General features: G+C 42.6%; 11 protein-coding genes. All 11 read right to left on the minus strand.

The genetic code is table 11. The features are described from left to right. Positions 1 to 23: 23 nt before the first annotated feature. A complete protein-coding gene (locus BM412_RS18185; protein ID WP_091221409.1) occupies positions 24 to 1,187 on the minus strand; it encodes a glycosyltransferase family 4 protein in 1,164 nt (387 codons plus the stop codon). Between the two features lie 39 nt (positions 1,188 to 1,226). Then, positions 1,227 to 2,546, minus strand: a complete 1,320-nt coding sequence (locus BM412_RS18190; protein ID WP_091221411.1) for a hypothetical protein — start codon at positions 2,544 to 2,546, stop codon at positions 1,227 to 1,229. Between the two features lies 1 nt (position 2,547). After that, positions 2,548 to 3,642, minus strand: a complete 1,095-nt coding sequence (locus tag BM412_RS18195; protein WP_091221414.1) for a glycosyltransferase — start codon at positions 3,640 to 3,642, stop codon at positions 2,548 to 2,550. A gap of 42 nt (positions 3,643 to 3,684) precedes the next feature. Continuing rightward, positions 3,685 to 4,890 carry a glycosyltransferase gene (locus BM412_RS18200; protein WP_091221415.1) on the minus strand — a complete coding sequence of 402 codons (1,206 nt, stop codon included), beginning with the start codon at positions 4,888 to 4,890 and terminating at the stop codon, positions 3,685 to 3,687. A gap of 4 nt (positions 4,891 to 4,894) precedes the next feature. Then, on the minus strand, positions 4,895 to 5,995 hold the full coding sequence (locus BM412_RS18205; RefSeq protein WP_218163159.1) for a glycosyltransferase family 4 protein: 1,101 nt from the start codon (positions 5,993 to 5,995) through the stop codon (positions 4,895 to 4,897). Positions 5,996 to 6,051: 56 nt separating this feature from the next. Then, positions 6,052 to 7,311: a glycosyltransferase family 4 protein gene (locus tag BM412_RS18210; protein ID WP_091221417.1), complete on the minus strand. Its 1,260-nt coding sequence runs from the start codon at positions 7,309 to 7,311 to the stop codon at positions 6,052 to 6,054. 13 nt (positions 7,312 to 7,324) lie between these two features. Beyond that, entirely contained in the window at positions 7,325 to 8,086 is a 762-nt protein-coding gene (locus BM412_RS18215; RefSeq protein WP_218163160.1) for a WecB/TagA/CpsF family glycosyltransferase, read from the minus strand. Positions 8,087 to 8,165: 79 nt separating this feature from the next. Beyond that, positions 8,166 to 9,161, minus strand: coding sequence for a GDP-mannose 4,6-dehydratase (gene gmd, locus BM412_RS18220; RefSeq protein ID WP_091221419.1), 996 nt, complete (start codon positions 9,159 to 9,161; stop codon positions 8,166 to 8,168). Between the two features lie 23 nt (positions 9,162 to 9,184). After that, on the minus strand, positions 9,185 to 10,123 hold the full coding sequence (locus BM412_RS18225) for a GDP-L-fucose synthase family protein (protein ID WP_091222913.1): 939 nt from the start codon (positions 10,121 to 10,123) through the stop codon (positions 9,185 to 9,187). 19 nt (positions 10,124 to 10,142) lie between these two features. Further along, positions 10,143 to 10,841 carry a sugar transferase gene (locus tag BM412_RS18230; RefSeq protein ID WP_091221421.1) on the minus strand — a complete coding sequence of 233 codons (699 nt, stop codon included), beginning with the start codon at positions 10,839 to 10,841 and terminating at the stop codon, positions 10,143 to 10,145. Positions 10,842 to 10,856: 15 nt separating this feature from the next. Next, positions 10,857 to 11,747: a UTP--glucose-1-phosphate uridylyltransferase GalU gene (gene galU, locus BM412_RS18235; RefSeq protein ID WP_091221424.1), complete on the minus strand. Its 891-nt coding sequence runs from the start codon at positions 11,745 to 11,747 to the stop codon at positions 10,857 to 10,859. Between the last annotated feature and the right edge of the window lie 230 nt (positions 11,748 to 11,977).

An 11,977-nucleotide genomic window follows, 5' to 3' on the forward strand; every position in this document is an offset into this window, starting at 1 on the left:
TGGTTTCATTAATAAATGAGCTGTTACATATTTACAAGTGCATGATGAATTTTCCCAACCCAATTCCGGTAATCAAATTTATTTTCTACACATTCCCTTGCTTTTGCTGATAATTCCAATATTTCATCTTGTGTCATGGATAGAGCTTTACATATTTGTTCGAAACACAAATCGATCTCGCATCCATCAAAGATAAGAGCATTCACATTGTCCTCCAGATAATACTTCGTATAATCTCCAACGCGTGAAACAATTGGAATTACGCCATAACACATCACTTCCGGCACTTTACTTGGGAAGTTAGCTAACGTCATTTGGTTTTCTTCTCTTGCCAGCACTAAGAAGTGCATTGCCTGATATAATGCAATCAGTTCCTTGTACTGCATCCATTTGTGTATGACTAGAATCTCTTTCAGGTTTTCGTATTCTTGTGACGTCAGCAAACTTTCAATTTGCTCCTCTTTGACGCCACATAAGTGTAATTCCACTCGCTTTTTATCGTTGGGAGCCAGCTTGCAAAAGCTCTTTAGGATAACTTCAATTGCATCTTTCATGAGCCCGTTGCCCGGAAAAATGAATTTTATTTTATCAAACGACTTCGTTCCAATCGGATGTTCGTGTACATCGGCCATAATCGGCAAGCGCATCGTATTACAGTTTTTCTCGATCAAATGGTTTTGTATATAACTTGAGATGGGAAAAAGCAAGTCATGGCGGGGGAGAAACTGATCGAAATAAGTATGATATGCCTTCCCTTCACGCCTTGACTTAAATGCGCTGGTAGGGAACCACTCTGTAGCAACACAGGCAGTCTTAAAGCCAACTTGCTCCTTATACTTCAAAACCTCTCGATGCACATACAAATCCGGCGAATAGAGCAATACAATATCTTCACTCGTTAGATTATGTTTCTTCAAAATATTAACTAAGATACGTCCTTTCCCATATTCAAATTCTAATCGGCGTAGAATTCTTCTTTTAGAAATATGAAACGGAATAATCTTAATCGCATTATAGGACATAAATCCTTCTTGCTCTTGAAGCTTAAACTCTTCATTGATGTTTGTAATCAAGTAAACATCATATTGCGCCTCCTTCAAGGCATTACTTAAATACTGCGTATAATTTGCAGCTGCCGATCCTCGCGGGTAGTTTAAAAATCCAAAAAGAAAGATTCGCTTATTCATTACAGTCCTCCACTTTTTATCCTGTTTCTCTCTCTCTGATTAGGAATTATTTTCAATCATTTTCAATCGTGATCCATCATACACTGCACCTTTAATCACCGAACTCCTTGGTCGCAGCTCAGTATCTCGCTTACGCTCCCTTGCTTCGCTCATCATCGCAACTCCGCGTCCAATAAAAACAAGCACGAATAACGTTCCAAGATTCCAGCCGAATTTAAAGTATACGGACAACCCGCCTAGAGCTGTCAGGAAAAAAAAGCTCATTAGCCGACATCCGACAATATAAGCTTGTTCCTCTATCGTAAAACGATCCTTATTTATCTTTCTAAATAAGCCGGCGATAACACCCAACAAACAAAGCACCGGAACAATGCCATAATGAAACATGATATAGATAAATTGATTATCAAAGTATCGATAGTTTGTAATCCCAAGAAAGCTATAGCCCGCATTACGTCCCTGCCCCCATAACAAACTGGTTGCGTCTACTTGCGAGAAGAACGTATCATACTGCCCGGATCTCGTATCTTGCCCAATACGGTCGAATAGAGCGCCTGTAACATTAGGCAATAGAAGGATAATTAAGAGGAAAACGAGCACTACGGTAAAAGCGGCTACTATCTTCCGAAGTAAAGCATTCTTGCCGGCGCTAAAAGCTAACATAGCATACAGCAGTAGGATACACTGTATAATCCAGCTTCTGGATCGAATAAGAAAAGCACAGATTAATAAGCAAATGCCCAGAATATACTTAAATGATCGATGATACTTCTTACTTTCAGACATGCCGAGTGAATAACACCAATATGCGCTAATCGCGACTGCAAACATTTCTTTACTTGGTGATGTTCTTGTTTCCGTTGAGAGCCCATATTGGAATACAAAAGAAAGGCTGCTCCAGAAAATCAATCCAACCATGAGTACAACGATAAACGGAATTAATCTTTTGGCGCTCTCAAATATCGCCTTCTCATACCCAAGTATGTAAAACAAAGGGATGAGGATGAGGTTAATCGAAACATCATCAAGAAGAACTTCTTGGAGGTTCGCTTCGTAAAACGCAAATAATCCCCAAACGATAAAAACAAGCGAGCATAAATATACAATGAGCAGGGTCTTCCCCTTTTTCTGATTACTCCATATGCAAACAATCAACAAGATATAAAGTAAATAGATCGACATCGATGAGCTTAGAGATGTAAGTTTTGAATAATGAGGTGCATATGTAAAGGCCGTTGAATTCGCCTCTCTGACCCATGACCCCGTTATCCCCGGAATCACTAAGCTAATTAGCATTAGCACAATAATGCCAGTAAATAGAATTCCTTTTAAATCCACTTTCATCTCATTTGGCTTCATCTTATGAGCACCCTTTTATCCCGTTTATTTCTCTAATAAACTTATCGATTATGATATCTACCTGATACTCTTCTTTCATTTTTCTCTTGGCTGCTTTCCCAGCTTCATAGCAAAAAACGGGATTCGTCACACAGTAGTTAATTGCTGCTGCCAGCTCACTGACGTTATTCCGTTCAACCAAAATACCATCTGACATGTTGTTAATTAAGTCCTTAGGACCTGTCGGACAATCGGTCGAGATACAAGGTAATCCGACGGCCATCGCTTCCATTAATGCATTCGGCATGCCTTCGTAATTCGACGATAAAACAAACAAATCGGTAGATACCAGCGCCTCAGCAACGTTCGATATTCTCCCTCTAAACGTTACGACATCCTCGATGCTCCGCTTATTCACCAGATCCTTTAATCTTTCAGATTCTTCTCCCGCACCATACAGGCTCAACCTTAAAGAAGGATTGGTTTTATAAGCCATTGCAAAAGCCTCGATTAACAGCTCCTGATTCTTCTGGCTATTTAATCTCCCGAATGTTGCAATTTCTCGAATGGAATCCCGTTTCGGATAATGGCAATCGATTAACTCATTACTAACCGGATTCGGAACAACGAGCGTTTTACGCTTTGCAAATTCCGGAAAAAACCCGGCTTGTTCTTCCGTTTGAAGCAATATCCCGGATGATAACAACGCAACGATCTTCCCAACGGTTCTCTTACTTTTCGAATCCGGATATTGATATGGGTTGTTTCTGACTGTAGCAACGAAAGGAATATTCATAAATCGCGATGCGATAAAGAAGTGGTTCACTTGATCAGGTAAGAAGGGAATAATGACATTGGGGTCGACTTCACGTATCGTACGCCTCATCGCTGCGAGTTTATTAGCAAAATATTTGATACGGCTATCACCTTTATTTTTGGGAAGAAGATGAATTTTCACTTTGTCAGAGATCGGATATTCATTCTTCACTCTCTCATAAAGGATTAGATGAACGTCATATCCCCTCTCAGCGATACCGCTTGCCAATATGGAAACAACTCTTTCTGCGCCGCCGCTTGAAAGGGAACTCGTTACAAATAGATACTTTTTAACAGCCATATCTATATCTCCTTAAAACAAGATTCAAATGCCATCGATAGCTTAGCCGATATGCCTATAATACATGTCAATTAATTCTTCATTCCCATACTCATGTTGAATTAAATACTCGCTGAGCTGCATGCTCTTTAGGGGATTATTCATTAAGTCTATAATGGCTTCCGCGATTTGCTGAGGCTCCAGAGGGACAATGATCCCTTCCGCATCCTCGATAATCTGATCTTTCACGGTGTCATAATTAGATACAATGATCGGCTTCGCCAGAATTTTCGCTTCATCCAATGCAACTGATTTCCCTTCGTATCGAGACGGTTGCACGAAAATATTACAATGGGAGTAGTAGGGATATGGATTCTCCCTAATTCCCAATAAGATGAATTGCTGCTCTACATTTGCTTCTATAATCTGCTTCTGCAGCTTCTCTCTCAGTTCACCCTGGCCGATAATATACCAGATAAAATTGATGTTTTGATCCTGCATTAGTTTTGCCGCTTGAATGGCCACATCAAATCCTTTTTGAGTGACGAGCCTGCCAATCGACAGGAGAATCACCTTACCAGGATCACTTCCTCTGGCCTCCACATATTCAACAGGTTGAAACTCACGCGCCATCTGTTTAATTAATGATGAGGATGTGAGATTCGGGATATGAACCGTTCTGGCGGCTGCGTCAGGAAAATTATCGCAAAATATTTTGACACACTCTTCAGATATGGAAACAATTTTATCGAATTGCGCAACATAAGGCCGGTCTAATGCTTTATCAAAGCCTTCTGCATTGTAATCATTGTGTATCCATATCATTTTCTTCCTTGCTTTAACCTTGTCCGCCACGTAATACATGGCTTCACCGTGCATATATGAGATCGCTACATCATACTCGCCGGGTAAATCTTTAATCGCTTGTCGGTATAGCTTGATCCACCGAATTTGAAACCCCTTATTTTGATTACTTTTATATTTAATCCTCGTGTAAAACACACCTAGGTATCTTCTAAGGTTGGCATTTAGCGAGGAAATTTGTTTAATGCCATCCGTATCAAGCGATTTAAAAGCATATTTCAGCGTGTTCGGTATGCTTAAAATATGGACTTCTTTCGGTACCTGTTTAATAAATACGCCTTCGTGTTTAAATAACAGCAACTCCACTTTATACTTGGTGTAATCAAACAGATTCAGCAGGTTGACTAAGCTCTTCTCTGCCCCGCCGGTTGTCAAGGTTGGGATGACAAACAGAACTTTTTTCATTCACTCAAACCCCTACTTGTTTATTAGTGTTTCCGGGCATTAGGCTGATATATAAGCTGGTTAGTCTGTTTATGTGCGACTCAAACGAATAGCCTTGTTTAACGATGCTCACACTTGAATCGCCATATTGTTTGCAAATATCTTCATTTAAGAGCAGCTTCATTAATGCATCGCTTAGCCTCTCTACATCCCCGGGTTCACAAACGTATCCGTTTTCCCCATTACGAACGATTTTGGGTACGCCACCTACATTCGTACTAACAATGGGCATTCCATAACCCATTGCATCCAGAATGGACATCGGCATTCCCTCGTTGTACGAAGGCAGAAAGAAGATATCGCTCTCGCGAAGCAATCGATCCTTTTCTTTGCCTCTTACCCAGCCGGGAAAAACGACATGTTGCTCCACGCCCTTTTCCCTTAATGCGTTTCGTACCGATTCCATATCTCCCGAACCGCCCAGAACAAATTTCACTTTCGGAAACTTGTGGGCAACTCTCTCCACAACAGCGGGGATGTCATAGCACCCTTTTCTTTGGCCAATCTCTCCTAAGAACAGAATCTGCATATTGCTGTTTCGGCTCGTTCTTTCATGAATGGCATCGCCATCAATGCTGCTGTAATTCTCAATGATCTCAATCTTTTCTTCTTGCACAATCATGCTTAGCCGTTCTTTCCACTCATTAGAAAGTGCAAGCATAACCGTACATTTGTTATAAGCGTTTTGAATCAGCTTTTTTCTCTTATGACTGGCATTTACATAGAACGTTTCGAAATCCGCCCCATGGCAATGATTGATTATGGGAACATTAAACCAGCTGGCCATATAGATGAACGGCAGCTTGCGATAGAAACTCGGCCCAAATGAAGAATGTATATGTACAAGTTCCGGTTTCTCCAGTAACAGGACTCTAAGAAAATCAAAATACCCCGTAATGGCTTTAAAGAGTTTTTTGATTTTCCCACCGTCCGTATAAGATTCAACATATCGAATTTGGAATTCATGCTCGAGAACGGAGCCACGATACCCATTCACAACAGCAGAAATGCCGCCTTTTACCATGGGATGTTGTACGATCATGCAGATTCTTTTATTTTTTCTCATGGACAACAACCACCGTAAACGTATTTTTGAAGAATCCTATCGATTGCACAAAAATATTACATAGCATCTACACTAGGCAGCGTATAATATTCTAAGAGTTCCTGTATCTTTCTTTCATTTCCGAAAGCAGTTTTTGAATGTAAATAAGCTGCTTTGGCCAACGAAGTTCTCAGTTCCTCGTCATTTACCAATTGATGAATGGCTTGTTCTAACTGATCAACAAGCTGTAAATACGGTGCCGGTGCAATTTTTAATGCACATGAAGAATTCGTATTGACTCGGGGACCACCGGTATCCACACAAATAACAGGTAAACCACGACTCATTCCTTCAATAACGACAAGGCATCCGGAATCGCGCAAACTACAATTTAGTAAAATATCGAATTGATCATAAAATGATTTCATTTGATCATACTCAACTCGTCTTACAAATTTTATTTCTCGATCAAGATACTTACCTGACATTGTTCGAAGCTTATTGATATGCTCTTCGTTTCCATCCCCTAATACGGTAAGCTCAATTCTTGCCTCGTGATCTAATGCTTGAATCGCAGCTTGCACAGCCAATTCGAACCCTTTCCAATAAAGCATCCTGCCCGCACACAAAATTTTGCACACCGGATTCTGTTTGGCCGGCGGTTCGGGTTCAAAGAATTCACTCTTAAGACCAATCGCTTGAACAACCTTCACTTTACTTCTATATTCGCTTGGAATTAATGCTTTCGTTTCTTCTGTAACGGCAATAATCAGTTTCGCATGCTTAAAAGCGTTTTGAACACTTGGCGCAACTACCGGAATTAATTGCGTAAGGGATCTGACGGTTTCTATTAGTTTGCTTTTCATACTCATTGGATACTGAATGATTTTCGGTATATTTTCCCCTCCTGAAATCGGGCCATAGATGAAGGGAATGCCGAGTTTATACATAAAGCTCGGTAAAATGCATGAAACATATGTAACGTGTTGGACAAAGTCGAAGTTTATTTCCTGTGTTAATTTTCTAGCTGCATGCAGCGCCTTTTTTTGCCATAGATAGTAATACATTCTTTCAAATCTCTTCCATTCTTTGTACCAAAATGCCCTATTTACTCGCACGTAAATAAACGTTACATTCTTTAATGCCTCGGGATGATTGGCTTTGTAGCTCTCGATGTCTCTTTGATTGGTATAGTTGGTAAGGACCCATAGATCATGATACTTACTCAACTCCTCTACCCAATTCCAACCAACAGCTGGTTCTGATCCCATATTCGGACGGCATGCATAGGCGGACAGTAATAAATTCATTCCAAGCACCTCAATGCTATATTTCATAAAATAAGTGCAATCATTTCCCTCTCGCTACAAGCCATATAAACCTCGTGTTCGTATGAAAATACCTCTTAAACAACCGTTTGGGATCCTGGATCAGCCGATACAGCCATTCCAAATTATTGTTCTGCATCCATTCCGGAGCTCTGGCGATATTAGCTGCATAATAATCAAATCCGGCACCAATGCCGATCATCAAGCCGTTCACCTTGCCCTGATGAGCTGCCATCCACTTCTCCTGCTTCGGTGCTCCCAGCCCGACCCAGATAAAATCAGGTTTACTGGCATTGATCATCTCTACTATGGCTTTATCCTCTTCATCCGACATCGGTCGGAAGGGAGGACTGTATAGCCCGGCAATTTCAATGCCTGCATGGCTTTCATTCAGCTTGGTGTAGAGCTTCTTTAACGTTTCTTCCGTAGAACCATAAAAGAAGTGGCGGTAACCTCTCTCCAGCGAAACTTTAAAAACTTCTTCCATCAGACTGGGACCGGTCGTCCTGGCCATGTTCTCATAGCCGCGTTTTCTGCCAATGGTGGACAGCGGGCCGCCATCAGGAATGGCTAATATCCCGCCATTTTGAACAGCTCGATACTCCGGCTCTTCATAGCTGATCACCGTAGTATGAACATTGGAAACACAAATGTAGTCACCGGCTAAGTTCTCGATGTTTTCCTTCAAATAATGCAGCAGCCACTCCATATTTATTGCGGCTATATTCACCCCTAGAATGTTACATGTAGGGATCTTCGACTTATCAACGGTTCGGATTATCACGAGATACCTCCTCGCACCAAAAAAGGGCATCTTAGGGATGCCCTTCATTACTCCTATATTTGTATGGCTATGTAGAAATTTAGTGCGTTAGCATGAGCTGATTGTAACGATCCTCAGCTCTGACTCGCTTCAAATCCTCATCTACCATCATATGGACCAGCTGCTGAAAGCCAACATTTAATTCCCAGCCCAGTTTCGCCTTCGCCTTCGTGCAATCTCCGAGCAATAAATCCACTTCGGCAGGGCGCACGAATTCTTGATCAATGACAACATAATCCTCATAGTTTAATCCTACATAGGAAAATGCCACTTCAAGCAGCTCTTTAACGGAGTGCATTTCACCCGTTGAAATCACGTAATCCTCCGGTTCATCCTGCTGGAGCATCAGCCACATGGCTTTCACGTAATCCCCCGCAAATCCCCAATCGCGCAAAGAATCGAGATTCCCCATCCGAAGCTCCTTTTGCAGACCCAGCTTAATTCTCGCAACCGCATCCGTTACTTTGCGCGTAACAAACTCATGACCGCGGCGAGGCGATTCATGATTAAATAAGATGCCTGAGCAAGCAAACATATTAAAGCTTTCGCGATAGTTAACCGTGATCCAGTGCCCATATACCTTCGATACGCCGTATGGACTGCGAGGATAGAAAGGCGTTGTTTCCTTCTGCGGCGTTTCCACCACTTTTCCATACATTTCACTGCTCGATGCCTGGTAGAATCTCGCATTAGGCTTCATAATTCTTACGGCCTCCAACATATTCGTGACAGACAATGCCGTGATTTGGCCTGTCAATAAGGGCTGCGGCCACGAAGCCGCTACAAAGGACTGTGCGGCAAGGTTATACACTTCGTCCGGATCAGATGCTTTGACCGCCTCAATGAGGGAAGCCAGATCTGTCAGGTCTCCTGAAATCCATTTGATTCTATCTTTAATATGGCTGACATTCTCGTAATTTGGGGTACTGGTCCTTCTTCTGAGCCCATAGACCTCGTAGCCTTTATCAAGCAAGAGTTCTGCCAAATAGGATCCGTCTTGGCCGGTAATCCCCGTAATCAGTGCGCGCTTTTGCATGTATTTTCCTCCACATGATCTTTTTATTTGTTAACTAAATAGTCATTTTGGAAAGCCATGTATGCCGATCTAACGCCATCCTCCAAGGAAATTGCAGCCTTCCAGCCTAATCTGTTGATCTTTGAGACATCAACCAGTTTCCTTGGCGTTCCATCCGGCAACGAGGTATTGAAACGAATCTCTCCCGGATAACCAACGATGCTTTTGATCAATTCCGCCAATTCCCGAATGGAAATATCATCGCCTACGCCCACATTCACGATTTCACTATCCTCGTAACGGTCCATTAGGAATATGCAGGCTTCTGCGAGGTCATCCGAATGCAGAAATTCGCGTCTTGGCTGTCCCGTTCCCCATACCTCAACTTGCTCTGCATGAGTAACTTTAGCTTCATGAAACTTCCGGATAAGTGCCGGCAGCACATGTGAAGTTTTCAAATCGAAGTTATCGTTAGGCCCATACATATTGGTAGGCATGACGGAGATAAACTTCGTTCCATATTGACGATTATAGGACTGACACATGCTGATCCCGGCAATTTTGGCAACCGCATAAGGTTGATTCGTCGGCTCAAGCTCGCCGGTTAGCAGATATTCTTCCTTGAGCGGCTGCGGCGCAAATTTAGGATAAATGCATGTGGAGCCCAGAAACATCAGTTTCTTCACGTTGGCACGATAAGCGGAATCGATCACATTCGTCTGAATAAGTAAATTATCTCGAATGAAGTCTGCCGGAAAATCATTGTTGGCCACGATACCGCCTACTTTAGCTGCAGCCAGAAACACATAATCAATGCGATGGTTGTCGAAGAAGTCCTGAACCTGATCCCTTTCCCTTAAATCCAGCTCTTTACTGGAACGGTAAAGGAGATTCTCGTACCCTCTTCTCTCTAATTCCCTTAGAATTGCAGAGCCTACCAGACCTCTATGGCCGGCAACATATATAGTCGAGCTTTTATCCATATTTGCACCTCGAATCATGTTAAAAAGCGTCTTTCCTGCCAACGATTACTTTAACGGTCTTACACATAATCTTGATATCAAAGAAGATGCTTCTTTGCTCGATGTAGGCCAGATCTAACTCCACCATCTCGCCGAAGCTTAATCCGTTTCTGCCGCTGATCTGCCATAAGCCGGTGCAGCCGGGCATTGCTTTAAGCCGCAATTTGTCATATGTCGTATATTCCGCTACTTCTCTGGGTAACGGTGGCCTGGGGCCCACAATGGACATATCGCCCTTAATGACATTCCATAGCTGTGGCAGTTCATCAATGCTGGTTTTACGGATGAACTTCCCAACTCTGGTAACCCGCGGGTCTTCTTTCATCTTGAACATGGCGCCGTCAATTTCGTTTTGACTTAACAGCCCATCAAGCAATACTTCTGCATTGGATACCATCGACCGGAACTTATACATGCGAAACGGTTTTTCATTCTTGCCGACCCGAACCTGGTGAAAAAAAATAGGACCGCGCGGGTCCTCTACTTTTATCATAATGGCCACGATCATGAACAAAGGAATTAAGCAAAGCAGTCCTATAGCTGCACATACAATATCCATGGCCCGTTTCACCATCAAGTACTGAACAAGTCCTCTTGCTCTCTCCATCGATTGGATTGAAGTCGAAAGTTTGGTTTTGAGCACGACATCCCCATCATTGCGTTGTGTGGATAAACTCATTCTTTCCCACCTGTCCTACAATTTATATTTCTTTAAACGTTCATTTTCAAGGATCTCCTCAAGCGCCGTTAACAGCGGAAGGCGTAACTCGTTATTGTGCAGCGCAAAATCCAAAATGGTTGTAATAAAACCTAACTTCTCGCCAACGTCATAACGTTTGCCCTCGAAGTCGTAGGCATAGACGCCTTGAAACTCGTTTAACTTCTGAATCGCATCCGTCAGTTGAATTTCTCCGCCTGCACCGGCTTCTTGATGCTCCAGGAAATCAAAGATTTCAGGTGTCAGAATGTATCTGCCCATAATGGCTAAATTGGAAGGGGCTGTACCTAATTTAGGTTTCTCTACAAAACGATTGACGGAATAGAGCTTCCCAATCGCTTCCAGAGGGTCAACTACTCCATAACGTTCCATCAGTTCAATGGAAATGGCTTGGACCCCAATCACGGATCGCTGTACTTGCTCGTATTGCGTAATCAGCTGTTTGGTACATGGCACATCGGCAACGACGATATCGTCCCCTAAGAGGACGGCAAAGGGCTCGTTCCCGATAAACTTACGAGCACACCATACCGCATGTCCCAAGCCTTTGGGTTCTTTTTGCCGAATATAATGAATATCTACACTGGATGATTTGCGCACTTCTCCGAGCAGCTCCATCTTCCCTTTCTCCATCAAGCTGGATTCCAGCTCGAAAGCAATGTCGAAGTGGTCCTCGATTGCGCGCTTTCCTTTCCCCGTAACGATTATGATATCTTCGATCCCGGAGGCTATAGCTTCTTCCACGATGTATTGAATGGTAGGTTTGTCCACAATTGGAAGCATCTCTTTGGGCATAGCCTTCGTTGCTGGTAAGAATCGCGTCCCTAAACCTGCAGCTGGAATGATCGCTTTTCTAACCTGTTTCATCATCATTCACCCCTATTATTCTAATTTCTTAAGGAAGTAGCTGCTGTTAAAAAAACCAGCTATACCTTTATTAGCATTAAAAACATAGCTCGTTTTTTTAGCCGTTTATGGCCGCAGTATTTGAGGGCATTAAACCCTGCCTCACATCACACCCTTGACGATGAACGTCTAAGGCTGGCAAGCCAGCCCACAGCATGATCGAGTGCCTACGTGTGATACAGGTTCAGTAG

The sequence above is a fragment of the Paenibacillus sp. BC26 genome (assembly GCF_900116125.1).
Taxonomy (GTDB): domain Bacteria; phylum Bacillota; class Bacilli; order Paenibacillales; family Paenibacillaceae; genus Paenibacillus_Z; species Paenibacillus_Z lignilyticus.

What these genes read in the sequence shown, in the direction of transcription:
- BM412_RS18210 (WP_091221417.1), bottom strand. Translation starts at nt 7,311, where the DNA reads ATGAAATATAGCATTGAGGTGCTTGGAATGAATTTATTACTGTCCGCC.
- gmd (WP_091221419.1), bottom strand. Translation starts at nt 9,161, where the DNA reads ATGCAAAAGCGCGCACTGATTACGGGGATTACCGGCCAAGACGGATCC.
- BM412_RS18205 (WP_218163159.1), bottom strand. Translation starts at nt 5,995, where the DNA reads ATGAGAAAAAATAAAAGAATCTGCATGATCGTACAACATCCCATGGTA.
- BM412_RS18225 (WP_091222913.1), bottom strand. Translation starts at nt 10,123, where the DNA reads ATGGATAAAAGCTCGACTATATATGTTGCCGGCCATAGAGGTCTGGTA.
- BM412_RS18190 (WP_091221411.1), bottom strand. Translation starts at nt 2,546, where the DNA reads ATGAAGCCAAATGAGATGAAAGTGGATTTAAAAGGAATTCTATTTACT.
- BM412_RS18200 (WP_091221415.1), bottom strand. Translation starts at nt 4,890, where the DNA reads ATGAAAAAAGTTCTGTTTGTCATCCCAACCTTGACAACCGGCGGGGCA.
- BM412_RS18230 (WP_091221421.1), bottom strand. Translation starts at nt 10,841, where the DNA reads ATGAGTTTATCCACACAACGCAATGATGGGGATGTCGTGCTCAAAACC.
- galU (WP_091221424.1), bottom strand. Translation starts at nt 11,747, where the DNA reads ATGAAACAGGTTAGAAAAGCGATCATTCCAGCTGCAGGTTTAGGGACG.
- BM412_RS18185 (WP_091221409.1), bottom strand. Translation starts at nt 1,187, where the DNA reads ATGAATAAGCGAATCTTTCTTTTTGGATTTTTAAACTACCCGCGAGGA.
- BM412_RS18195 (WP_091221414.1), bottom strand. Translation starts at nt 3,642, where the DNA reads ATGGCTGTTAAAAAGTATCTATTTGTAACGAGTTCCCTTTCAAGCGGC.